We start from the raw sequence: 24,552 nt of genomic DNA, 5'->3' as shown, positions 1-24,552 counted from the left end.
CACAGCCCATGCAGCAGCGCATGCTGCCGCGCAACAGGCCTAGTACGTCGTACGACGTCGGCGAAGCGCGGCGGTCAGGACGCGCTCACCGCGTTCGCACGCGGTCACGGCGCGGCCTGCCGTGTCACCGGCTGCAGCAATTCGATCTCGGCCAGCGCCACGTCCTTGCCCGCGTCCAGGCGCAGGCGGTAGGCGCTGTACGCGCCGGGCTTGGCAATGCGGAACGGCCGCAATTGTCGCGCCCAGGCGAATGCCTGCGCGTGGCGCTGGTCCAGCGTGGTCCACGCGCCGTCTCCGTTGCGCCCTTCCAGCGTCCAGGCCAGGCCGGACATGGCGGCAGCGCCGCTGGTCAGCGTGTAGTGCGTGGCGCGCTGCGGCGCTGCGAAGCGCAAGTCGACACTGGCCCCGGCCGGCAGCGGCAGCGCCGTCGTCGCATCGTCGTCGACCAGGGCGGCGTCCTTGGGCTGTCCTTCCAGCGACACCGCCACGGCCTGCGACGCCACATCCTCCAGCCCGCGCGGCGCGCTGCCCGGCGGCGTCAGCGACGGCGGCCGCGCATCCGCACCGCTGCCCCAGCGCGAGGGCGTCGCGCCCATCACGAACTCCAGGGTGGCGCCGTCGGCGATGTCCTGATGGCGCAGCCAGGCGGTGTTCCACGGCTTGCCGTTGAGCGTGAGCGACTGCACGTACACGTTGCGCGCACTGTTGTTGCGCGCGATCACCACCAGCTTGCGCCCGTTGCCGAGATGGACCTCGGCGCGCGGGAACGCCGGCGAGCCGATCATGTACTCCGGCGCGCCCATGCGCAGCGGATACAGCCCGAGCATCGCGAACAAATACCACGCCGACATCTCGCCGTTGTCCTCGTCGCCCGGATAGCCCTGGCCGATCTCGCTGCCCAGGTACAGCCGGCGCAGCACCTCGCGGGTGAGGCGTTGGGTCTTCCACGGTTGCCCCGCCGCCACGTACATCCACGGCAGATGGTGCGAGGGCTGGTTGCTGTGCGCGTACATGCCCATGCGCACGTCGCGCGCCTCGGTCATCTCGTGGATGACGCCGCGGTAGCTGCCGGCAAAGCGCTTGTCCGCGGTCTCCGGTGTGGCGAAGAGTTCGTCCAGCCGCGCCGCCATAGCATCCTCGCCGCCCAACAGCGTGGCTAGGCCCGCAGCGTCGTGCGGCGTGGTGAAGGCGAAGGTCCAGGCATTGGCCTCGGTGTAATCGCCGCCCCATACGCGCGGATCGAACTTCGACGCCGGTGTACTCCACTGGCCGGCCGGCGTGCGCCCGCGGAAGAAGCGGGTGGCCGGGTCGAACAGGAACACGTAATCGGTGGCACGCGCCCGGAAGTACTCGGCTTCCTCGCGGTAGCGTTGCGCCTGCTGCTTATCCTGTTCCTGTTCCTGCTCCGCCAGCGCCTGCGCCATCTGCGCCAGGCCGAAATCGTTGAGCGCGCCCTCCAGCGTCCACGACAGCCCTTCGTGCACGTCGTTGGCGGCATAGCCACGGTACATCGAGCGGGCCAGGCCTTTGCGGCCCACATTCGACACCGGCGGCACCACCGTCGCGTTGCGCAGCGCCGCCGCATAGGCCTCGTGCGCATCGAATCCGCGCACGCCCTTCAGCCAGGCATCGGCGAAGGCCACATCGGAACTGGTGCCGACCATCAGGTCCGCATAGCCCGGCGAGGACCAGCGCGCCACCCAGCCGCCGTCGCGGTACTGCTGCAGGAAACCATCGATCATCGCCCCGGCCTGCTCCGGCGCGAACAACGCATACGCCGGCCAACTGGTGCGGAAGGTGTCCCAGAAGCCGTTGTTGACGTAGACCTTGCCCGGCACGATCGGCGCCGCGGTGCGCTCGGCATCGCCGCCGGTGTTGTCCTTGGACCAACTGTTCTGGTCGGCATGCCGCCAGTCCGGATGCGCCGCGTCGCCGACGTTCTCGTGGGCGATGTTGGGATACAGGAACAGCCGGTACAGATTGGAGTACACCGTGACCCGCTGGTCGTGGCTGGCGCCCTGCACCTGTACCCGCCCCAGCACCGCGTCCCACGCGTCCTGCGCCCGCGACTGCACCGCCTCGAACCCGGCGTCGCCGATCTCCTGCTGCAGATTGCGTTGCGCCTGCTCCACCGAGATCAGCGAGGTGGCGATGCGCATCACCACCGTGCGATCGGCGCCCGGTGCGAACTTGACGTAGCCGGTCGGGCGGCCGGTGGCGATCTTGCCGCTTGAAGTCCACGGACGGTCGAAGCGCGCATACACGAACAGGCGCGTGGCGCCGTTGGACAGGCCACTACGCGTATCGGAGTAGCCACGCAGGGTCTGCGTCGCCGCATCCAGGGTCAGCCCGCCACGCGCGTCGACATTGTCGAACAGCAGATTGGCATCGCCGCCCTCGGGAAAGCGGAAGCGGAAGACCGCCGCCCGCTCGCTCGGCGTCAGCTCCGCGCGGATGCCATTGTCGAAATCCACCCGGTACAGATGCGGGCGCGCCTCCTCGTGGTCGTGGCCGAACGACAAGGCACGCTTCGCGCGGTCCGCCTCCGGCACCCCGCGCGTGGACGACGGCATCACTTGGAACGTCTGGCGATCGCCCATCCACGGGCTGGGTTCATGACTGATCGACAGCGCCTGCAGACGGGGCCGGTTGTCGTCGCCGTTCTGCTCGTTCCAGCGGTACAGCCAGCTCAGCGTCCCCGCATCGGTCGCCGGCACCCAGAAATTGAAGCCATGCGGCATCGCCGTGGCCGGGATGTTGTTGCCGCGCGAGAACGTGCCGTTGGACTGCGTGCCGCGCGTGGTGACCACCTCGTCGCTGGGCCGCCGCGCCGCCTGCGGCGCTGCCGCGCGGCGCACCGCGACATCGTCGATCCAGCCCGACGCCACCTTGCCGGCGCCGGGCTGCACCTGCAGCTCGATCGCGCGGATGCGTCTACCGCGCAAGGCTGCCACGTCACCCAGCCGCACCTGCTTGAGCGCCCACTGCTGCGGATACAGCGTCTTCGACGACGCCTGCCCCGCCGCACTGACCAGCGCACCGTGCTGATCCTCCACGCCCAACTCGGACAAGCGGCGCCCATCGTCGAACAGCAGATCCACCGCCACACCGGTCGACGCCACCGTATCGCCGTCGACGATCTCCGGCAGCACCATCCACGACAGCACCGTGTCCTGCTCCACCGGCAGATCGACCGCAAACAGCTGCGCGCGCCCGCCCGCAGTGGCGCGATAGTGCAGCGCATGCAGCCCGGTGTAGCCCATGCCGGCCTTGGCCGCATAGGGCTGCTCGGGCCCATTGCCGATGGCGACCTGGAGACCTGTTTTGTCGGACTGCGTGGCCGACGCTGGCGCAGGTTCGCCCCGCTCGAACGAAGACGCGAAGCCGGCATCGGCCGCGCATGCCGCACCGCTGCCCGCGCACAACAGCGCCGACGCCGCGACGGCCGCCAACCACCGGCGTGAAGACTCAGGCATGTGCGCAAAGCGCGGGCGGATTGGCATGGCAGGCTCCCCAAACTCTCTCGATCGGCTGTGCCGCGACGCGCGGCGTCACGCACCTCCGGTGGCAACGGCGCGCAGCGAAGGCACGCAGCGTGGACCGGATCGACCCGGTGAATCGCAGCTCAAGTCAGCATCCGGCACCGCTTCACGACCGCAGCTGCATGCGGACGGAAGAGCAGGCCTCAGCAAACGCGTAGCACGCGATCCCTACCCACCGTCTTCCCCAGATGCGCTGCATCAACGGCTTTGGATCGATCCAACTCGGCTAGAAGTAACACGCCTTTTGCAGAGTTGCATGCTGCTGCGCAACAGTTCGTCTCCGTATCGACACGCGATGCACCATCGATCGCGTTACGTCGAATACGAAGAGAGATGACGCTGAACCGTCCCGCGACGAGGAGCGATCAAAGGCGATAGAGCGCCCTGCCTGACCGACCATCAGCGGCTACACTGGCAAGCGCTGGATCGCTCCACACACTCAGGGGGTTTCAAAATGAAAATAGCCACACTCGCAATTTTGGCTGGACTGCTGGCAACGTCGAGCGCATTCGCCGACACAACCCGCTGCTCGACGGACTCGTACGGCAACACAACATGCCGCGGAGACGACGGAAGCGTGACGCGCACCAGCACCGACTCCTACGGCAATACCACGACCCGTGACGACCAGGGCAACGTGATTCGCTGCTCCTCGGACTCGTACGGCAACAAGACCTGCCGTGGTGACGACGGAAGCGTGACGCGCAGCAGCACCGACTCCTACGGCAATACCACGACCCGTGACGACCGGGGCAACACGATTCGCTGCTCTTCCGACTCGTACGGCAACAAAACCTGCCGCGGCGACGACGGAAGCGTCAGTCGCACCAGCACAGACTCCTACGGCAATAGCACGACCCCTAGCGATTAGGGCAATGTGGTTCGCGGCGCGACGGGCTCTTTCGACAACACGACGTAGCGCGACGGCAAGAGCAACGCAACACGCCGGAGCACCGACAGCTTTGGCGTTGCCACTTGCCGACAAGCAGCCCAACATGGCATTCAAGCCGACGCCGCTTCGCGGCGCGGCTTCACCCCTGCGCCGCGAAGCGGCGCGGATCACGACGGTCCCGTTTTAGCTAGCGGGCATCCCTTCAAGCACGAGCGCCGCCTGTTCCAGCCCACCCAGGATCGCATCCACAACGCGCGGCGAAATGTCCTGCGGCAGGTCCGCCCGCACCTCGGCGATGGCGGCAGGCGTACGCGCAAGGATCTCCTCGATGATCGGCTCAGCCGACGGCGCATAACCCACTTTCTGCGCCGTACTGCTGAAGTGTCGGCGCTGGATGCTGTGCATCGCGTAATGCTTGTTCTTGCCGAGCAACGCCATGGCCAATGTGATGTCGTAGGGCGACCATTGATGGGGGCCGTCGCCCAGTACCGGATAGGCCGACATCACGTCATACAGCCGAGTCAACCGGAAGCGGCCACGCGGCAGCAGCTGGATACTGAAATTCTTGGCATGACCATCGGGCGCGCGCAGCAACCAGAACAGCACCTGCGCCGCCAGCACCGTCTTCATGTCGGCCTCGGCATCGACCGACTGGCGCAGCGTGCCGAACAAGGCCTTGAGCCCTGGACCGCCTTCGTTCTCGTACTTGCGTAGCGGCGAGCAGCCTTCGACCTGGCAGAAGTCTTCCTGCGGCAGGCGCATGAGCCACTGCCCATTGGGCGCCAGGCGCCGGTCGAAGCGCTCCACCACCAGCACGCGCTGCTGGCCGAAGCGGGCGATGCGCGCATCGGCCACGTTCAAGCCGTACGCCTTCAACAGCCGCAGGCACAGCCATTCGTTGTCGACGGAAGTGCTGAAATCCGCCCGCCGACCGCCCACCAGGCCCATCGGCAGCTTGAAGATGTGGCTGGTCGGCGTGGCGCCGCGCGGCGCGTACCACCGCCCCTCCCACCACAGGAAGGCCGTCTTCTCCTGCGCACCAGCCAAGGAAATGCGGAAGTCCGCATCCGGGTCGCGGTGTGCGGCGAAGGCATGCGGCGAGACGGTTTCGATCAGGTGCCGTTCGATGTCCTCTTCGGACAGCGGTACGCCGTCGATACGCCCGACACCCTGCGGAACCTCGTCCTCGCCCAGGACCTGCACCGCCCCCACGCAGTCGCGCCCGATCGCGCTCAGCAGATCGAACGGATCGGTGGATGGCACCGTGAAGCGCTGCGCCACGCGCCGGCGGATCACATCGCTGTCCGGCAGCAGGTTATCGAAGTAGTTGAAGACCCTCTCGCCCTTGAGCGGCAGGTTCTGCAGATTGAACGGCAGCGACAGCGACAGCGGCCGGCCGATGTCGGTGCCGACCCAATCCGTGTCGTAGTGCAGTTCCATGTCGCCGCGCGCGAGCAGCGTCCATCGCGCCACGCGCACGCCATTGGTCCAGATGGAGAGGCTGCGGCTGTGCGATCGACGCCCCATCTCACCATTCCGATTGCGCGTTAGCGGCGGTGGGGTCGCCGCGGGTGCCGATGGTCAGCTCCAACCCCAGCGCCGCGCACCAGGCCAAGAGTTGCTCCACGCTCAACGCATGAGCGTTCAGTTCCAGGTGGGAAACCCGCGACTGGCTCAGGCCGAGACGGCTGGCCAGTGCAGACTGGGTCAGTCCCTGGGCCTTGCGTGCGGCCTGCAGCGTCGCGCCTAGTTGCGTCGCGGTGACCAGAACGTGGCGTGTCGACATTGGGGGCGGTACCCGTCATCCAGCTAAACGCAAAATACCTGCAAAACAAATACTCTTCAAGTAGCTGATATTCGGGTAAGCCAATCGATGCGCGCGCGAGTCTCCCGCGTTGACGTCGGGTGCCGAATGGTCGGGCACATGCATCACGACCGAGATGCGGTGCAGTGGGCGGCAAAGGCGGGCTGAGCTGCCGAACGCCAGGCGCGCTGGCATGACGCACCTGCCAATGGTGAACTTGCTGGGAACCGATAGGCGATGTCCTCGGCCTACTGCATCGCTCCCGATGCCTGTGGCCTCCACTGCCTCCTTGGCCCAATCACCGCACTTTCCTGCAGTGATTGGGGCCGCCAATCGCCGCGCAAGGTCCGCATTCGCCCACCCGGACGGCCGATGCCACACGTCGGGGAGGCACCCTCCGTTCAAGGGGCCGACGCGACCGGCACGCGTCATCTACACCGTCAAGCGCTTCGGCTCACGGCCCCGCCCCGGCAAAGCCACCTTCAAAACCGAGCGGCTACGGCGCCACCTTGCACCTGCGTCGCTTCTTCGCCGCAGGCTGCGTCCCCGCCGACGCAGCCGTGATCAGCAGGGCGCCATTGGTCATCGGGATGCGCACCTTGCTGCCCACCGCGAAGCCGATGCCTTCCAGCCATAGGCCATGCAAACGCAGGCTCGGCACCTGCCGCCCGATGCGCATGCTTCCTGTGCAGATTAAGTCAACCCGACCCCGATATCTGGTCAATCACCGCAGCGTATGCAAGGCCCCTATGACATACCGCCATACGAGGAGCGGCTCCGTCCGAGGAGTCCGCATGTAGCAACAACGCGGCCACCGCCGCGCCGCCGCTGCCCCTCGAGCGATTCGGCTCACACCGGCCGCCCCGGCAACGCTATCTCCAAATAGACCGGCTAGGGCGCTAGCTTGCACCTAAGTTGCTTATTCGCCGCCGTTTGCTGCACCGGCGCAGCCGTGATCAGCGGGGCGCCATCGGCCATAGGGATGCACAACTTGCCGCCCACCGCGAAGCCGAGACCTTCCAGCCAAAGACCATGCAAGCGCAGCCCAATGAAATATTTGGCATCACAAAATGCCTATTAGATTAGCTCATCCTGAGCTGAGGCAAATTACTTGGCAGGCACATTCACATTCTATGTCGAGGTATCCAAAAAGCTTCCCACAAGGACGCCATTGCGCTTAGAACGGTATATCTTCCTCAATCGAAAATTCGCCCGCATAGCGCAGGGTCTTTTTTAATAACGAAGCAACCTCATCGCGAGTTACCCTATCCCGATTAAGGATTTCCGACTCAGAATCCTCCAAGTCAAGAGAAATTACCAATTTACCCCCGTAGTATTCAAAACTCACCTTGTTTATTCTTTTTTTCCTCCCGAGTTTCCTTAACCGATCATTCAATTTAAACTTAAACTCCCAGCTAAGATTTTCAGAGAAGTATTTCCTAACCAATGAAGAAGTTTTGACCGCCGAGTACGCAAGAGATATTGCACTCTTAAAGAAGCTCGCATTATGTTCATGTAGTGCACCCAGGTCGTCTAGAAATTTTTCAAGTCCTTCCCAACGGACAAAGTGCACAAGCGCAGACCTATCTTTTTTGCTAACAATATACTGCGAAAAGTATAATATGTGAGACACCTCAATTACTTGTGGCGCGGCGTGTTCATATTGAGCATCGACCATAGGAGCATCAAAAATCGTGCACAATACGAACTGATATATTCTCCTCTTGCCTTTCCCACCCGTGTCGAATCTATTTATCTCATGATCCATAGCCTTCATCAAGCAAGTCACAGAATCAAATATTGGCTTATCGTTCTGCGGGGCTCCACTTTCACTAATCAGCTGAAATGCGAATATTTCTCTTTGAGGACTAAGTAATTTATCCTTAATATTTTTACTGGATTCTACGTAGCGAACTTTCCATTCCTCAGAGGCCAAGTACGACCTTAAGGGCTCAGCCCTAGTCCACCAATGAACTGGTTCCCTGTCAGCGTTTGGATCTTTTTCAGGCCGCCCCCTGCTCATAAAGGCAACTGTATTTTTGGCATCTTTTTTGCAGCTCACCAAAACAACGGTAGCGACCTCTATTTCTTTATCTTTTTTTACCTTGTAGGCAATCAAGTCAAGCTCCCGAGCTCGACCGTCAACATCATCCAAATAATACCGGCCATTTATTGTTGCCCACTTTTTTTCTTGGAACTTGAGCGCAACCTTATGCTCCAATATGAATCCAGTATCTTCAAGCGCCTGCAGAACTTTATTACCAGGGGCTGCGGCACGCATATATCCACCTATTATTTAATTGAAGAACGGAGTCAGGTTGACTTTCAAGTCACTCATATTCAAGAAAAGACAACATGCGATTGATTTGCATGCTGATGGTGGGCCCACCAGGATTCGAACCTGGAACCAAAGGATTATGAGTCCTCTGCTCTAACCGTTGAGCTATAGGCCCGGACGCGTCCGGAGCGGGCGAGCCATGCGTCGGCCGCCGGCTTGGCGCCTCTGGCGTGCATGCAGAGGAAGGCGCCGAGGCGGGCGTGAGTTTACCGGTCGGGGTGGTGGGCTGTCTGCCCGGGGCGGTAGACGGGGCCGAGAATTGCTCTCGGCCTGCGAGCTTAGCGAGTTGAGCGCCAAGGACTGCACCTGATCGGTGCGCATCCTTGGCATCTCATGTGGTTAAGGCTCAGATGCTGACAGTGGGTCGGGAAAGCGTCGGGACTGAAGTCCCTCCCACAACAGCCGGCTTCTCTCCGAACAGCCGGCTCTTCCCGCCCTCTAGCCGCGGCCCCTTCTGCTTTCTCGCCCTACTCCTCCACCCCAAGCACCAACACCGCCAACGGCGGGATGGTCAGCACCAGCGACGCCGGATGCCCATGCGCGCCGACGTTCTCTGTGCGCACGCTGCCGCCATTGCCGGTGTTGCTGCCGCCGTAGATCTCGCTGTCGGAGTTGAGCAGTTCGCGCCAGCGGCCGGCGCGGGGCACGCCGATGCGGTAGCCGTGGTGCACTTGCGGTGTGAGGTTGGCCACCACCAGCAGCGGGGTGTCGCCGCTGCGGGCCTTGCGCAGGTAAGCGAACAGGCTGTTGCTGGCGTCGTCGCCGATGACCCAGGCGAAGCCTTCCGGTTCGTCGTCGCGGGCGTGCAGTGCGGGGTGTTCGGCGTAGAGGCGGTTGAGGTCGCGGACCAGGCGCTGGATGCCGCGGTGGTTGGGCTGATCCAGCAGGTGCCAGGGCAGCGCGGCGTCGTGGTTCCACTCGGTGGGCTGGGCGATTTCGCAGCCCATGAACAGCAGTTTGCGCCCGGGGTGGGTGTACATGTAGCCGAGGTAGGCGCGCAGGTTGGCGAAGCGCTGCCAATCGTCGCCGGGCATGCGCCCAAGCAGGGAGCGCTTGCCGTGCACCACTTCGTCGTGGGAGATGGGCAGCATGAACCGCTCGGAATACGCGTAGACCATGCTGAAGGTCATCTCGCCGTGGTGGTAGCGGCGGTAGATCGGGTCCAGTTCGATGTAGTGCAGGCTGTCGTGCATCCAGCCCATGTTCCACTTGTAGTCGAAGCCCAAGCCGCCATGGGCGAGGTCGGCGGTGACGCCGGGCCAGGCGGTGGATTCTTCGGCGATGGTCATGGCGCCGGGGGCCTGGTCGGCCACCACCTGGTTGAGACGGCGCAGGAAGGCGATGGTCTCGTAGTTCTCGCGGCCGCCGTGGATGTTGGGCACCCACTCGCCGGCGTTGCGGCTGTAGTCGCGGTAGAGCATGGAGGCGACCGCGTCCACGCGCAGGCCGTCGACGTGGTAGCGCTGCAAGAACTCCAGCGCGCTGGCGATCAGGAAGCCGGAGACTTCGCGACGGCCGTGGTTGTAGATGAGGGTGTTCCAGTCGCGGTGGAAGCCTTCGCGCGGGTCGGCGTGTTCGTACAGGGCGGTGCCGTCGAAGTGGGCCAGGCCGTGCGCGTCGGTGGGGAAATGCGCCGGCACCCAGTCGACGATGACGCCGATGTCCTCGCGGTGGCAGCGGTCGACGAAACGGGCGAAGCCTTCCGGGCTGCCGAAGCGCGCGGTGGGCGCAAACAGGCCCAGCGGCTGGTAGCCCCAGGAGCCGCCGAACGGATGCTCGGTGACCGGCAGCAGTTCGATGTGGGTGAAGCCCATGTCGGCCACGTAGGGAATCAGCCGCTCGGCCAGCGCGTCCCAGTCCAGCATGCTGCCGTCGTCGGCGTGCATCCACGAGCCGGCATGCACTTCGTACACGCTGATCGGCGCCTGCGGGGCGTGACGGCGGGCACGTGTGGCCATCCAGGCGTCGTCCCGCCACTGGAACGGCGCGGGGTCGGCAACGATGGAGGCGGTGCCGGGCGCCAGTTCGGCCTGGCGTGCGACCGGGTCGGCCTTGGCCGGCAGTTCTTCGCCGCGCGGGCCGCGCAAGGCGAACTTGTAGCGCGCGCCGGGGCCGACGCCCGGCACGAACAGTTCCCACACGCCGGCCTGGTGGCGCAGGCGCATCGGGTGGCGGCGCGCGTCCCAGCTGTTGAAGTCGCCGATCACCGCCACGCGCGAGGCGTTGGGCGCCCACACCGCGAAGCGGGTGCCGCGCTCGCCATCGACCTCGACCACGTTGGCGCCTAGCGCGTCGGCCAGGTGCAGGTGATGGCCTTCGCCGATCAGGTGCAGGTCGAAGTCGCTGAGCTGCGGGCCGAAGGCATAGGCGTCGGCGGTGTCCTGCTCGCCGCCGGGCCAGCGGATGCGCAGGCGGTAACGGCCATCGTGCGGCAATTCAGCATGGAAGAATCCCTCCGGCCCCTGCTGCAGCGGCACTTCGCTGCCGTCCTCCAGCACCGCCAGCACCGCATCGGCGCCCGGCTGGTAGCTGCGCAGCACCCGCGCATTGCCGAGGCGATGCACGCCCAGCACCGCGAACGGGTCGCCATGGCGTGCGGTGGCGAAGGCACGTTGCGTCGCGTCGTCCCAGACGTGGACGGCATCACTCATCGAATCGACTCCTGGGGCGCGGGAAAGCGGTCGAGTATGCGCAACAGTCCCTGTATGGGCACCATGATCCATGCCGGGCGGTTGGCGGCCTCGTAGCGAATTTCATAGCAGGCCTTCTCGATCAGGAACAGCAAGGTGGTGGCCTCGAACGCGGCTGGCGCCACCCACGGATGCGGGCTGGCATCGAGCACGGCGCGGTAGGCCGACAGGAACGCGGCGCTGGCGCGGCTGCGGAACGCGGCCAGGTACGCCTCCTGCGCGGTGTCCAGGCCCACGCCCACCCGCGCGGCGGTGCCTTCCTCGCCGCGTGCGGAGACTTCGCTGGCGTAGTCGAGCGAGCGCAGGAAACCGGCGACGTCGTGCAGCGGGCTGGCCTTGGCGCGGCGTTCGTCCAGCGACTTGGCCGGCTCGCCTTCGAAGTCGATCAGCACCACGTCGTCGAACGCGACCAGGATCTGGCCGAGATGGAAATCGCCATGCACGCGAGTCAGCAGTGCGCCGGACAGCAGCGCAGGCGCCTGCTGCAGCCAGGCATCCAGGCGCGCGCGTTCGGCCAGCAGGCTGTCGACCGCGGCGTGTTCGGCCGGGTCGTCGTTGGCGTCGCGGTGCGCCAGCAGGGTGTCCCAAATGGCCTGCACCTCGTGCACCACGCCCTCCACCACCTGCTGCGCGGCGGCCGCATCCACCGGTTGCGGCGCGAAGGCGGGTGCGTCGGTGGGCTGCGCCAGCAAGGCATGCAGTTCCGCCAGGCGCCGTCCCACGATCGCCGCAAAGGCGTCGTAGCTCGCCACGATCTCCAGCCGCGCGGCATCGTCCTGTGCCGCGTCGTATTCCTCGGCGCTACGCGACAGGTGATCCAGCGTCCAGCGCCAGGCATCGCCCTGGTTGCGCACGAAACCCTGCAGCAAGGCGAGCGTGGTCTCGCTGCCGTCGGCCTCGACGCGGGCGACATGGCCCAGCAACGGCGCGGCGTTCGCGTAGCCCAGCGCGGTGAGCCGCTCGCCGATCTCGATCTCCGGGTTGATGCCGGCCGACACGCGCCGCAGCAGCTTGAACACCGCCGCGTCGCCGACGATCAGCGAGCTGTTGCTCTGCTCGGCCGACAGCCAGCGGATCTCCGGATCGGCGGGAATGTCCACGCGCTGCAGTGCGGCTGTCGGACAGAAGCGGATGCGCTCGGCGGCGTCATTGCCGGCCTCGCCATCCACGCGCAGTTCCGCCTTGTCGCGCAGCGCGGCGAGCATGCTCACGGTGAAGGGCTTCAGCGCGAAGGCGTCGGTCAGGTAGCCGACCTCGCGGCCATGGCGCACCCGTGCCAGCGCCAGTTGCTCGGCCAGCACGCTCGGCTGCTCGCGCTCCCAGACGATGCCCAGCGGCAGGATGTAGCGCTCGTGGGCGCCGTCGTCCAGCTCCGCCTCGATCTCCAGCAAGGTGAGGCCGTCGCCGCCGGACAGCGGCGTGCGCCGGGCGATGCGAACGCTGCGCAGCGCGCGGTCCTTCGCCGCGAACCAGCGCCGCGTGGACAGCCACGCCGGCAGGATGTCGCGCTCCAGCGTCGGCAGGTGCGGTTGCAGGCCGGCGCTGTCGGTGCCGCCACGCAGCACCAGGGTCTGGTAATCCGGCAGCGGCACCGGTGCCGGCACGTGCCAGTCCGGCAGGGTGGCATTGCCGACCAGTTGGAAGGCATAGAAGCCGAACGCCGGCACGGTGAGCAGGTAGGTCAGGCGCCCGATCGGCGGGAAGCTGCCCCCACCGAGGATGTCCACCGGCACCCGGCCCTCGAACTCGGACAGGTCCAGCTCCACTGCCTGCAGCGTGTGCGAGAGGTTGGCCACGCACAGCACGGTCTCGTCCTCGTGGCAGCGCAGGTAGGCGAGCAGGCGGCGGTTGCCGGGGTACAGGAAGCGCAGCGTGCCACGGCCGAACGCGCGGTAGCGCTTGCGTACCGAAAGCACGCGGCGGGTCCAGGTCAGCAGCGAATACTGGTCGCGCTGCTGCGCTTCCACGTTGACCGCCTGGAAGCCGTACAGCGGGTCCATGATCGGCGGCAGCACCAGCGCGGCGGGATCAGCGCGCGAGAAACCGCCATTGCGGTCGATCGACCACTGCATCGGCGTGCGCACGCCGTCGCGGTCGCCGAGGTGAATGTTGTCGCCCATGCCGATCTCGTCGCCGTAATACAGCACCGGCGTGCCGGGCATGGTCAGCAACAGCGAGGTCATCAGCTCGATGCGGCGGCGGTCGCGCTCCAGCAGCGGCGCCAAGCGCCGGCGAATGCCGAGGTTGATGCGCGCGCGGCGGTCGGCGGCGTAGGTCTGCCACAGGTAGTCGCGCTCGGAGTCGGTGACCATCTCCAGGGTCAGCTCGTCGTGGTTGCGCAGGAAGATCGCCCACTGGCAGCTCTCCGGAATCTCCGGGGTCTGGCGCATGATGTCGGTGATCGGAAAGCGATCCTCGCGCGCGATCGCCATGTACATGCGCGGCATCAGCGGGAAGTGGAACGCCATGTGGCATTCGTCGGCGTTCTCGCCGAAATACTGCTGGGTGTCTTCCGGCCACATATTGGCCTCGGCCAGCAGCATGCGGTCCGGGTATTCGGCATCGAGCGTGGCGCGGATACGGCGCAGGATGGCGTGGGTCTCGGGCAGGTTCTCGTTGGAGGTGCCGTCGCGCTCGATCAGGTACGGCACCGCGTCCAGGCGCAGCCCGTCCACGCCCAGGTCCAGCCAGAAGCGCATCACTTCCAGCACCGCCTCCAGCACGGCCGGGTTGTCGAAGTTCAGGTCCGGCTGGTGCGAGTAGAAGCGGTGCCAGAAGTATTGGCCGGCCTCCGGGTCCCAGGTCCAGTTGGACTTCTCGGTGTCGCAGAAGATGATGCGGGTGCCGGCATAGTCCTGGTCGCTGTCGGACCACACGTAGAAGGCGCGCTCCGGCGAGCCGGCCGGGGCCAGGCGCGCGCGCTGGAACCAGGGGTGCTGGTCGGAGGTGTGGTTGATCACCAGCTCGGTGACGATGCGGATGCCGCGCGCGTGCGCCTGCTCCACGAAGCGCTGGAAGTCGGCGATGCTGCCGTAGTCCGGGTGCACCGCCATGTACTCGGCGATGTCGTAGCCGTCGTCACGGCGCGGGCTGGGGTAGAACGGCAGCAGCCAGATCGTGTCCACGCCCAGGTCGGCGATGTAGTCGAGCTTGGAGATCAGGCCGGGAAAATCGCCGATGCCGTCGTCGTTGGAGTCGAAGAACGACTTGACGTGCACCTGGTAGATGATCGCGTCCTTGTACCAGCGCGCATCGCCGGCCGGTGCGCGCGGCTCAAGTTGAGGGGACGACGGCGCGGCGACATTCATGCAGTGGCTCCGGCGCGGATGCGCCACAGGGAGAACGGCCGCGACGGATCGAGGCGGATGTGTTGGGTCTTGCCGTGCCAGGCGAAGTCGTGGCCGTCCCACAGGTCGCGCACGGCGACGCTGGCGTGGTCGGGCAGGCCCAGTTCCCACAGCGGCACTTCGATCTGCGCGTTCTGCGCCGCATGCGGATCCAGGCTCACCGCCACCAGCACCAGGCTGCGACCGCGCGCCAGGTGCGCGGCGTCGAGGAACTTGCCGAAGTACAGCACCTGCTCGTTGTGCGCGACGTAGAAGCGCGTGCCCAGGTGCGATTGCAGCTCCGGATGCTGGCGGCGCAGCAGGTTGAGGCGGGTGATTTCCTCGACGATGTCGCCCGGCGCACGCTCCGGCCACACGCGCAACTGGTACTTCTCCGAGTCGAGGTACTCCTCCTTGCCGGGCAGCGGCGTGGCCTCGCACAGTTCGAAGCCCTGGTACATGCCCCACAGCCCGGACAGCGTGGTCGCCAGCGCGGCGCGGATCAGGTGCCCGCTGCGCCCGCTGTGCTGCAGGAACAGCGGATTGATGTCCGGCGTGTTGACGAAGAAATGCGGGCGGAAGCACTCGCTGGGCACGCCGCTGTTGAGTTCCTCGATGTAGGCCTGCAGCTCGGCCTTGTGCTGGCGCCAGGTGAAATAGGTGTAGGACTGCGAGAAGCCGACCTTGGCCAGCCGGTACATCGGCTTGGGCCGGGTAAAGGCCTCGGACAGGAACACGACGTCCGGATGGCGCCCGCGCACTTCGGCGATCAGCCATTCCCAGAACGGGAACGGCTTGGTGTGCGGGTTGTCGACGCGGAACAGGGTGACGCCCTCGTTGACCCAGAACAGCACCGCATCGCGCAGCGCATTCCACAGCGCCGGCACCGCGCCGCTGGCGTAGAAGTCGACGTTGACGATGTCCTGGTACTTCTTCGGCGGGTTCTCCGCGTACGGGATGGAGCCGTCGGCGCGCCAGGTGAACCAGTCCGGGTGGTCGCGCAGCCAGGGATGGTCCGGCGCGCACTGGATGGCGAAGTCCAGCGCCAGCTCCAGGCCGTGCTCGGCCGCGGCCGCGCGCAGGCGGCGAAAACCCTCCAGCCCGCCCAGCTCCGGGTGCACCTCGGTATGTCCGCCCTCGGCCGAACCGATCGCATACGGGCTGCCCGGTTCGCCCGGCTCGGCGGTCACCGCGTTGTTGCGGCCCTTGCGGTTCTTCTCGCCGATGGGATGGATCGGCGGCATGTACAGCACGTCGAAGCCCATCGCCTGGATGTGCGGCAGCCGCGCGATCACGTCGTCGAAGGTGCCGTGGCGCTGCGGATCGCCGCTCTGCGAGCGCGGGAACAACTCGTACCAACTGGCGAAGTGCGCGGCGCGGCGTTCGGCCTCGACCCGGAAGGTCATCGGGTATTCGGTGCGGAACGGCTTGGCGTCGGCGCGCGCCATCGCCTCGGCGGTCTCGGGTTCGAGCAGCAACTGCGCCTTCTCGGCGAGGTCGCCGGCGCGGGCGATGCGGGTGGCGATGGCTTTCAAGCGCGTCGCCAGTGCGCCACGGCTGCGGCCGCGCGCGGCCTCGACCTGGGCCAGCGCTTCCTGCACGTCCACCGGCAGCAGGGTGCCGGCGGCACGCTTCTTTTCCAGGTCGGCGTGGGTGGTGGCGTAGACATCGCGCCAGGCCTCGATGCGGAATTCGTAGCGGCCCAGGCGCTGCAAAGGGAACTCGCCGCGCCAGCGGTCGTTGCCGAGCGCGCGCATCGGCGTGCTGGACCAGGTGCGCGCATCGGCGGCACGCCACAGCAGCGCCACGGCGATGCGATCGTGGCCGTCGCAGAACGCGTCGGCCTCCACGCAGACGCGGTCGCCGACCGTGCGCTTGACCGGGAAGCGCCCGTCGTCCACGGACGGCGTCACCGACTCGATGCACACCCGCGCTTCGCCGGCGGCGACCTCGGCGGGGGTGCGTGCGCGCGCCGCGGTCAGCACCGGACGCGCCGGCAGGCTGCGATAGATGCGCACCTCGCCCGCTTCCAGGGTGCCGCCCTGCTCGCCCTGGATCGGCTCGCCGTGGTCGCTGAGCAGGCCCTCGCTGTCGCCGAGCAGGCGCAGCAGCGCCGGGCCGGGCACCGGCAGCAGGTGGTCGCGATCGCTATTGAGCAACACCAGCCACGGCGCGCCGTGCAGCGGCTCCACCGCCACCGCGGTCAGCGCGCCATCGCGCAGCAGCGGACGCAAGCGCAGCGACGCGGTGGCATCGGGCAGCGACGCGGCCGGCGTGGACGCGTCGCTCTCGGACGTCGTGTACTGCGCGTGTTCTGGCTCCTCATGGTCCGTCGACGCGTCTTGCGCGGCGATCGCCCACGCACCGCCGAATGCGGCGGCCAGGCGCTGCCGCTGCGCACGTGGCAACGGCAGCGGAGCGGCGGAAGGTGCGTCGGCGTCGACGGTGGCGATCACGCGGCGCGCCAGCGCGCGCAGCGCACTGTCTTCGTCGAAGAACCAGTCGCCGCGGCCGTCCCACCACGCCAGCGAGGAGAACGCGGCATCGAAGCCGGCGCCGGCCAGGCTGCGCAAGGCGTCCAGGCCCAGCCCGGGCGTCCACGCCAACAGCCGCGCGTGCGGCGCCTGCGCATGGACCCCGTCGATCAGCGTGCGCCACAGCGACGCCGGCACGCGCTGCGGCTGCAACACGCGGAAGCCGGCCACGCCGCCATGCACCCAGTCGAGCAGCCGCGCACTCCACCACTGCGCCAATCCCGCGCCTTCCTCCGCGGAAGCGAATCGGCCCTGGGCGATGTCCGGCGCGGCACGTTCGGCGCGCGGGTCCGGCAGCGCCGAGCTGCGCGCGCGAAACCAGTGCGGATGCTCCTGCAGCAGGCGGCTGCCGCCACCGATCTCGTCGATGCGCAGATCCAACACCACGCGCAGGCCGTGCTGTTCGGCCCGCTGGATCCACTTGCGCAACTGTGCGTGACCGGCGGGGTCGTCGGCTGCCGGATCGTGCAGGCGTCCGTCCGCGTCCTGCGCGAACGGACTGGGTAGGACGATGTGATCGCAGCCCTGCGCCTGCGCCGCCGCCATGGCCGCGTCCAGCGCGGCCGTATCGTTAGGGGGAGAGAGAGACAGCAGGCAGACATGCATTCGGAAGATCCCGTTCGACGAATGAGAAGGACACGTCGCCTCTGCGCGCCGTTGCCGGCAGCGCGGACTGCGCCGTCGCATGGCAACGGCGTCGGAACGGGATGCGCCTGCACGCGGTCGCGCCTCCAAAGATCGCAACGGTGCCGGCGCACCCGGTCCGCGCGATGCGATGCAGCCGCGCCACAAGACCACGAACGCCGCAAATGGAATGTGTGGATGACATTAAATGCGCGTGCATGTGACGCGACGCGCTGTGACAGGGTGTGGCGGCGCACGCTGCGCGACGCCACGCTTCACGCTGGGCGCCGCAGACATTCACGCGCTGCTGACACTCGCGGATGTGTGCGCGCATCGTGTCTGCAGCGAGCAACGCAGGTGAACCGGCCCTCGGCCCGGCTAAGATGCATACCGACGCAGCTTTAAAACCTTCGTGAAGCTGTTCCCGCCACACCCACGCCGGATGCCCCTTGCCTCGTAGGAGCGGCTTCAGCCGCGACAGGCTTTACCGGGGACGCCTCATCGCGGCTGAAGCCGCTCCTACGGGATACGACCCCGAGTACTGAATGCCCTTCACTCGCTCATCGAATAAGCGCGCTCGGCACCCGCCGCCGCCCAGGCGGTATTGGGCGTAGCCTGCAGGGTGAAGCGCAGTTCGCCGCCGGCCATGAGTTCCTCGTGGCGCAGGAACGCGCGGTTCAACGGGCGCCCGTTGAGGGTGACGCTGCCGACATAGGGATGCGCGTCGTCCAGGCCGTCGGCGATCACCGTGAAGCGCTTGCCGTTGGGCAGCGCCAGGGTCGCGCGCGGCAGGAACGGGCGACCGAGGATGTACTGGTTGCTGGCGGGCGCCACCGGGTAGAAGCCCAGTGCGGTGAACACGTACCAGGCCGACATCTGTCCCATGTCGTCGTTGCCGGCCAGGCCGTCCGGGCGCGCCGCGTACTGGCTGCGCATGATCTGCTGCAGCCGCGCCTGGGTGCGCCACGGCTGCCCGGCGTAGGCATACAGATAGGCGACGTGATGGCTGGGCTCGTTGCCGTGCGCGTACCAGCCGATCAGCCCGGTGATGTCCTCCATGTGCGCGAACACCTTGGGATCGACCTTGGCGTCGAACACCTGGTCCAGCCGCGCCAGCAGTTTGTCGTCGCCACCGTGCGCACGGGCCAGGCCAGCCACGTCCTGCGGCACGTACCAGGAGTACTGCCAGGCGTTGCCTTCGGTGTAGTCGGTGCCGTAGCCGCTGGCATCCGGATCGAACGGAGTGCGGAAGCTGCCGTCGCGCTTGCGCGCGCGCATGAAGCCGGTGTCCGGGTCGAAGGCGTTGCGCCAGTTGCCGGCGCGCTTGGAGAAAGTGGCGGCGACCTCGGTGCGGCCCATGTCCTGCGCCATCTGCGCGATGGTCCAGTCGTCGAAGGCGTACTCCAGGGTTTTGGAGGCGGCCTCGCCTTCCTCGTCGATCGGCACATAGCCGAGTTGGCGGTACTGGGCGATGCCGTCGTAGGGGCCGTAGTTGGCGCTGGCCACCATGGCCTTGAGCGCGGCGTCGGTGTCGTAGCCGCGGATGCCCTTCATGTACGCGTCGGCGATCACCGGCACCGCGTGGTAGCCGATCATGCACCAGGTCTCCAGGCCATGGAACGCCCACACCGGCAGCACGCCGTAGGGGCTCTCGCGCTGGTGCGCGAGCAGCGAGTTGACGATGTCGTTGGTGCGTTGCGGCGGCTGCACGATGGTCAGCAGCGGGTGCAGCGCGCGGTAGGTGTCCCACAGCGAGAACGTCGAATAGTGGGTGTAGCCCTGCGCCTGGTGCACGGCATTGTCCGGCCCGCGGTAGCGGCCGTCGCTGTCCATGAACAGGGTCGGGCCGAGCAGGCTGTGGTACAGCGCGGTGTAGAACTGGGTGCGCTGCGCGGGCGGCGCGTCCACGTCCACCGCGCCCAGCGCCTGCGCCCATTGCGCGCGTGCCGCGCGGCGCACGCCGTCGAAATCCCAGCCCGGCACTTCGGCGTCGAGATTGGCGATGGCGCTGTCCTCGCTGACCGGCGAGATCGCCACCTTGACCAGCAACGGCCCGCGCAGGGCGTCGCCGAAGTCGAAGCTGCCCACCAGTTGCCGGCCTTCGATCTGCGCGCGCTGGGTGGGGTCGTTGTCGCCCGGCGGCGGGAAGCCCTTGTAGGGGATGTCCTGCTCGGTGTTGTGGAAGGCGTGGCCGCGCAGCGGCTGCGAGAAGCGCAGGGCGAAGTACAGCTGCCGACCCGGCGCCCAGCCGCGGGTCTCGCGGAAGCCGGTGACGGTGCCGTCGGCGCGCAGGCGCAGCCGCGACCAGCTGATCTTGCCCGGGTAGTCGTACAGGCTGGTGCGCAGGTCCAGCAGCACGTGCGCCGGCTGGCCGGCCGGGTAGGTGTAGCGGTGCACGCCGACGCGGGCGCTGGCGGTGAGTTCGGCGCGCACCTTGTAGTCGTCCAGGGTGACCGCGTAGTAGCCCGGCTCGGCGCGCTCGTCGTCGTGGCGGAAGCGCGCGCTGTAGCCGCTGCCGGGCGTGTCCGGGTCGCCGCGCTCCAGCCGCACCGCGCCGCTGATCGGCATCAGCAGCACGTCGCCCAGGTCGGAGTGGCCGGTGCCGGAGAAATGCGTATGCGAGAAGCCGACCAGGCTGCGGTCGTCGTAGCGGTAGCCCGCCGCCCAGCCGTAGGCGTCCTTGCGCGGCTGGATGCGCGTGTCCGGGCTCAGCTGCACCATGCCGAACGGCACCGTGGCGCCGGGATAGGTGTGGCCCTCGCCACCGGTGCCGATGAAGGGATCCACCGCCGCCACCGCACGCTCGCCCACCTTGGCGCCAGGTGCAGCGACGGCGGGCGCGATCGGCCACAGCGCGGCCAGCAGCAGTGCGGCGGCACCGCCCAGCATCCTCAAGCTGCGCATGGCAGGCTCCCCGGTATCGAATCGATCCAAACCGATCGCACAAACCCGCTGCGATGCCTTGCTGCACTGCAAAATGCGGATCGAATCACGACAGCGCAGGATGAGCGACCTTTTGAACCGGTCTAATGCGCCGTGGCGCCGTCTCCCGCCGACAAACGCGTCACCGTGTCCGACATCGCCGCCGCCTGCGGCGTGTCGCGGGCGACCGTGTCGCTGGTGCTGCGCAACAGCCCGCTGGTGCACGCGGACACGCGCGCGCGGGTGGCGGCGGAGATCGCCCGCCAGGGCTATGTCTACCACCGCGGCGCGGCCAGCCTGCGCGGCCGCGCGTCCAATGCGGTGGCGCTGGTGGTCAACGACCTGGCCAATCCGTTCTTCGCCGAGTTCGCCGGCGGCGTGGACGCGGCGCTGGCCGAGGCCGGCTACGTGATGCTGATGGGCAGCACCGGCGAATCGCCGGAGCGCCAGCAGACCGTGCTGGCCTCGCTGATCGAGCATCACCCGGCGGCGATGATCCTATCGCCCACCGAGAACACCGACGCGGCGCGGCTGCGCCAGTTGCTGGGACCACGCCTGCCTGTGCTGCTGTTCAATCGCGCGCTGGATGGCGACTGGCCGCTGCTGGCGCTGGACAACCGCCGCGGCGCGCGCCTGGCCACCGAGCACCTGCTGGCGCAGGGCCACCGCGCCATCGCCTTCTTCGGCGGCCACCGCCAGTCCAGTTCCTGCGCCGAGCGGCGCGCCGGCTACCGCGAGGCGCTGGCCGCCGCCGGCATCGAGGTCGACCCGGCGTGGCTGATCGAATGCGCGCCGACCCGGCTGGAAGCCGCGCGCCAGGCCGGCGCACTGTGCGCGCGCGACCCGCTGCCGACCGCGCTGGTCTGCTACAACGACGTGGTCGCGCTGGGCCTGGCCAGCGGCCTGGCCGAACGCGGCCGCGTGGCCGGCCGCGACTACGCGCTGATCGGCTTCGACGACATCCCCGAAGCCGCCGTCGCCACCCCGCCGCTGTCCACCGTCGCCGTCGCCCCGCGCGAGCGCGGCATGCAGGCCGCGCGCCTGGTGCTGGATGCGCTGCGCCACCGCCAGGCCCTGCCTGCGCTTACCATCGCCCCCGCCCGGCTGTGCCTGCGCGCCAGCAGCCGGGTCGCCCTCTCGCCCGTTCCCGGAGTCGCTGCATGAGCCGTCGCCCGCTGTCCAACACCGCCGCCATCGCGGTGGTCAGCATGATCTTCTTCACCTGGGGCGGCCTGACCAGCCTCAACGACGTGTTGATCCCGCATCTGAAAGCCGTGTTCCAGATGAACTACGCGCAGTCGATGCTGATCCAGTTCACCTTCTTCGGCGCCTACTTCCTGATGTCGGTGCCGGCCGGCGCGGTGGTGTCGCGGGTCGGCTACAAGGCCAGCATCGTCATCGGCCTGGTGGTGGCGGCGATCGGCGCGGCGATGTTCTACCCGGCCGCGCGCCTGCCCTCCTACCCGCTGTTCCTGACCGCGCTGTTCGTGCTGGCCAGCGGCATCACCCTGCTGCAGGTGGCGGCCAATCCGTACATCAGCCTGATCGGCGCGCCGGAGAAGGCACCGAGCCGGCTCAACTTCGCGCAGGCGCTGAACTCGCTGGGCACCACCGTGTTCCCCTGGTTGATCGGCCCGTTGATCCTGGCCGGCGCGGTGCTCGGCACCGACCAACTGGCGGCGATGAATCCCGCGCAGCTGTCCGCCTACCGCATCGAGCAGGCACGCTCGGTGGAGATCCCCTACCTGATGCTGGCCGGCGGCCTGCTGTTGCTGGCGGTGTTCGTGCTGGTGATGCGGGTGCCGTCGCTGCGCGAGGACAACGACGCCAGCGCCGAATCGCATCACAGCTTCGCCGACGCGCTGCGCCACCCGCACCTGCTGTGGGGCGTGGTGGCGATCTTCATGTACGTGGGCGCGGAAGTGTCGATCGGCAGCTTTCTGATCAACTACATCTCCGGCCCCACCACCGGTGGCCTGACCGAAGCCGCTGCCAGCCACTATCTGCCGTTCTACTGGGGCGGCGCGATGGTCGGCCGCTTCGCTGGCGCGGCGCTGCTGCAGTTCGTCCCGGCACGCAAACTGCTGGCGACCTTCGCCGGCATCGCCTCGCTGCTGCTGATCGCCACCATGCTCAGCACCGGCCATGTGGCGATGTGGAGCGTGATCGCGATCGGCCTGTTCAACTCGATCATGTTCCCGACCATCTTCACCGTGGCGATCGAGCGCCTGGGCGTGCTGACCAGCAAGGCCTCCAGCCTGCTGATCATGGGCATCGTCGGCGGCGCCCTGGTGCCGCTGGCGCAGGGCGCGCTGGCCGACGCCATCGGCATCCAGCACGCCTTCGTGATCCCGCTGCTGTGCTACGCCTACATCGTCTGGTACGGCCTGCGCGGTTCGCGCCTGTCGCCAGAGCTGGCGGCGGCCGCGCCCACCACCGCGCCGACCGCGCGCGTGATGCACTGATCCGCTGATCCGTTCCCGGTGCGGCGGCGGCCACACGCCGTCGCCGCGCACCACTGCCTTCCCCTCCCTCACCCAGCTCGCCAGCCAACCGCATGAACCTGCCCGCCACACCCCTGCCCGACTTCGCCGACGCCGCCGTCCTGCGCGCGCACATCGCCGACACCATGGCCTTCTACCACCCGCGCGCGATCGATCCGGCGGGCGGCTTCTTCCACTACTTCCGCGACGACGGCAGCGTGTACGACGCCGGCCATCGCCACCTGGTCAGCAGCACCCGCTTCGTCTTCAACTACGCGATGGCGGCGATCGAGTTCGCCGACTCGGCGCTGGCCGCCGAGTACCTGGACGCCGCGCGCCACGGCCTGCGCTACCTGCGCGAGGTGCACCGCGATACCGCCAGCGGCGGCTACGTGTGGACCCTGCGCGACGGCGTGGCCGAGGACCGCACCCAGCACGCCTACGGCGCGGCCTTCGTGCTGCTGGCCTACGCCACCGCGAAGAAGGCCGGCCTGGACACCGATGCGTGGATGGACGAGACCTGGCAGTTGCTGGAAACCCGCTACTGGGACGCCGCCGCCGGCCTGTACCGCGACGAGGCCACCCCGGAGTGGACGTTCTCCAGCTACCGCGGCCAGAACGCCAACATGCACCTGTGCGAAGCGCTGATCGCCGCCTACGAGGCCAGCGCCGAGCCGCGCTACCTGCAGCGCGCGCTGCTGCTGGCCGACCACATCACCCGCCGCCAGGCGGCGCTGGCCGGCGGCCTGGTGTGGGAGCACTACGACGCCGACTGGCAGGTGGACTGGGACTACAACCGCGACAACCCCAAGCACCTGTTCCGGCCGTGGGGCTTCCAGCCCGGCCACCAGGTCGAGTGGTCCAAGCTGCTGGTGTTGTTGCACGGGCACCTGCAGGCGGGCACCGGCACCGCACCGGGCTGGCTGCTGCCGACCGCGCGGCACCTGTTCGATACCGCGCTGGCGCACGGCTGGGACGCGCAGCATGGCGGCATCGTCTACGGCTTCGCCTCCGGCACCGAAGAGGCACCGGTGGTCGGCGTGCCCGACGTGGCTGCGGCGCCGACCTACTTCTGCGACGACGACAAGTACTTCTGGGTGCAGGCCGAAGCCATCGCCGCCGCCTCCCGGCTGCTGGCCGCCACCGGCGATGCCACGTATCGCGCCGCCTACGACACGCTGTGGGCCTACTCCTGGGAGCACCTGGTCGACCACCGCTACGGCGCCTGGTTCCGCATCCTCAGCCGCGACAACCGCAGCTACAGCGACGAGAAGAGCCCGGCCGGCAAGACCGACTACCACACCATGGGCGCCTGCCACGACGTGCTGGCGGTGATGCGCGGCAGCAAGGCGTTCGCGTAACACCAACGCGGCAAGCATGGGCGCCGGCGATCCGGC

General features: G+C 67.6%; 13 protein-coding genes and 1 tRNA gene. 4 read left to right on the top strand and 10 right to left on the bottom strand.

Features of this window, described 5'->3' with window-relative positions; all coding sequences use genetic code 11:
* Nucleotides 1-104 precede the first annotated feature (104 nt).
* Nucleotides 105-3,476 carry a GH92 family glycosyl hydrolase gene (locus PIQ37_RS04790; RefSeq protein ID WP_342072579.1) on the bottom strand — a complete coding sequence of 1,124 codons (3,372 nt, stop codon included), beginning with the start codon at nt 3,474-3,476 and terminating at the stop codon, nt 105-107.
* 643 nt (nt 3,477-4,119) lie between these two features.
* Between PIQ37_RS04790 and PIQ37_RS04785 the strand changes: the two genes are divergently transcribed.
* Complete coding sequence (locus PIQ37_RS04785) at nt 4,120-4,413, top strand: hypothetical protein (protein ID WP_342072578.1); 294 nt, start codon at nt 4,120-4,122, stop codon at nt 4,411-4,413.
* Between the two features lie 204 nt (nt 4,414-4,617).
* Here PIQ37_RS04785 and PIQ37_RS04780 read toward each other — a convergent pair whose 3' ends face one another.
* The 9 genes from PIQ37_RS04780 to PIQ37_RS04740 all read right to left on the bottom strand — a co-directional run bounded on the left by PIQ37_RS04780 (nt 4,618) and on the right by PIQ37_RS04740 (nt 20,654).
* Nucleotides 4,618-5,961 carry a type II toxin-antitoxin system HipA family toxin gene (locus tag PIQ37_RS04780; protein ID WP_342072577.1) on the bottom strand — a complete coding sequence of 448 codons (1,344 nt, stop codon included), beginning with the start codon at nt 5,959-5,961 and terminating at the stop codon, nt 4,618-4,620.
* A gap of 1 nt (nt 5,962) precedes the next feature.
* Nucleotides 5,963-6,220, bottom strand: a complete 258-nt coding sequence (locus PIQ37_RS04775; protein ID WP_342072576.1) for a helix-turn-helix domain-containing protein — start codon at nt 6,218-6,220, stop codon at nt 5,963-5,965.
* 514 nt (nt 6,221-6,734) lie between these two features.
* Complete coding sequence (locus PIQ37_RS04770; RefSeq protein ID WP_342072575.1) at nt 6,735-6,917, bottom strand: SymE family type I addiction module toxin; 183 nt, start codon at nt 6,915-6,917, stop codon at nt 6,735-6,737.
* 498 nt (nt 6,918-7,415) lie between these two features.
* Nucleotides 7,416-8,519, bottom strand: a complete 1,104-nt coding sequence (locus PIQ37_RS04765; RefSeq protein ID WP_342072574.1) for a hypothetical protein — start codon at nt 8,517-8,519, stop codon at nt 7,416-7,418.
* A gap of 96 nt (nt 8,520-8,615) precedes the next feature.
* A tRNA-Ile gene (locus PIQ37_RS04760) sits at nt 8,616-8,691 on the bottom strand.
* A gap of 352 nt (nt 8,692-9,043) precedes the next feature.
* Nucleotides 9,044-11,227, bottom strand: a complete 2,184-nt coding sequence (gene glgB, locus PIQ37_RS04755) for a 1,4-alpha-glucan branching protein GlgB (protein WP_342072573.1) — start codon at nt 11,225-11,227, stop codon at nt 9,044-9,046.
* Nucleotides 11,224-14,574, bottom strand: a complete 3,351-nt coding sequence (gene treS, locus PIQ37_RS04750) for a maltose alpha-D-glucosyltransferase (RefSeq protein ID WP_342072572.1) — start codon at nt 14,572-14,574, stop codon at nt 11,224-11,226. Before treS ends, glgB begins: the two co-directional genes overlap by 4 nt.
* Complete coding sequence (locus PIQ37_RS04745; RefSeq protein ID WP_407136574.1) at nt 14,571-17,732, bottom strand: maltotransferase domain-containing protein; 3,162 nt, start codon at nt 17,730-17,732, stop codon at nt 14,571-14,573. The genes treS and PIQ37_RS04745 overlap by 4 nt, the downstream gene beginning before the upstream one ends.
* Before the next feature lie 570 nt (nt 17,733-18,302).
* Complete coding sequence (locus PIQ37_RS04740) at nt 18,303-20,654, bottom strand: GH92 family glycosyl hydrolase (protein WP_342072571.1); 2,352 nt, start codon at nt 20,652-20,654, stop codon at nt 18,303-18,305.
* A 132-nt stretch (nt 20,655-20,786) separates the two neighbouring features.
* Here PIQ37_RS04740 and PIQ37_RS04735 point away from each other — a divergent pair, with 132 nt between their 5' ends.
* The 3 genes from PIQ37_RS04735 (at nt 20,787) to PIQ37_RS04725 (ending at nt 24,516) form a co-directional block, all read left to right on the top strand.
* Entirely contained in the window at nt 20,787-21,836 is a 1,050-nt protein-coding gene (locus PIQ37_RS04735; RefSeq protein WP_342072570.1) for a LacI family DNA-binding transcriptional regulator, read from the top strand.
* Nucleotides 21,833-23,137 carry a sugar MFS transporter gene (locus PIQ37_RS04730; protein WP_342072569.1) on the top strand — a complete coding sequence of 435 codons (1,305 nt, stop codon included), beginning with the start codon at nt 21,833-21,835 and terminating at the stop codon, nt 23,135-23,137. The genes PIQ37_RS04735 and PIQ37_RS04730 overlap by 4 nt, the downstream gene beginning before the upstream one ends.
* 92 nt (nt 23,138-23,229) lie before the next feature.
* Nucleotides 23,230-24,516, top strand: coding sequence for an AGE family epimerase/isomerase (locus tag PIQ37_RS04725; protein ID WP_342072568.1), 1,287 nt, complete (start codon nt 23,230-23,232; stop codon nt 24,514-24,516).
* The last annotated feature ends 36 nt before the right edge of the window (nt 24,517-24,552 follow it).

The sequence above is a fragment of the Xanthomonas protegens genome (assembly GCF_038442435.1).
Lineage (GTDB): Bacteria > Pseudomonadota > Gammaproteobacteria > Xanthomonadales > Xanthomonadaceae > Xanthomonas_A > Xanthomonas_A sontii.
Note: the sequence above shows the minus strand (reverse complement) of the source record. Positions and strands in the feature narration are given on the sequence as shown.

Bases quoted from the DNA above. Each gene is read 5' to 3' on its own strand.
- PIQ37_RS04790 (WP_342072579.1), bottom strand. From the start codon at position 3,476: ATGCCTGAGTCTTCACGCCGGTGGTTGGCGGCCGTCGCGGCGTCGGCG.
- PIQ37_RS04780 (WP_342072577.1), bottom strand. From the start codon at position 5,961: ATGGGGCGTCGATCGCACAGCCGCAGCCTCTCCATCTGGACCAATGGC.
- PIQ37_RS04775 (WP_342072576.1), bottom strand. From the start codon at position 6,220: ATGTCGACACGCCACGTTCTGGTCACCGCGACGCAACTAGGCGCGACG.
- PIQ37_RS04770 (WP_342072575.1), bottom strand. From the start codon at position 6,917: ATGCGCATCGGGCGGCAGGTGCCGAGCCTGCGTTTGCATGGCCTATGG.
- PIQ37_RS04765 (WP_342072574.1), bottom strand. From the start codon at position 8,519: ATGCGTGCCGCAGCCCCTGGTAATAAAGTTCTGCAGGCGCTTGAAGAT.
- glgB (WP_342072573.1), bottom strand. From the start codon at position 11,227: ATGAGTGATGCCGTCCACGTCTGGGACGACGCGACGCAACGTGCCTTC.
- treS (WP_342072572.1), bottom strand. From the start codon at position 14,574: ATGAATGTCGCCGCGCCGTCGTCCCCTCAACTTGAGCCGCGCGCACCG.
- PIQ37_RS04745 (WP_407136574.1), bottom strand. From the start codon at position 17,732: ATGCATGTCTGCCTGCTGTCTCTCTCTCCCCCTAACGATACGGCCGCG.
- PIQ37_RS04740 (WP_342072571.1), bottom strand. From the start codon at position 20,654: ATGCGCAGCTTGAGGATGCTGGGCGGTGCCGCCGCACTGCTGCTGGCC.
- PIQ37_RS04730 (WP_342072569.1), top strand. From the start codon at position 21,833: ATGAGCCGTCGCCCGCTGTCCAACACCGCCGCCATCGCGGTGGTCAGC.
- PIQ37_RS04725 (WP_342072568.1), top strand. From the start codon at position 23,230: ATGAACCTGCCCGCCACACCCCTGCCCGACTTCGCCGACGCCGCCGTC.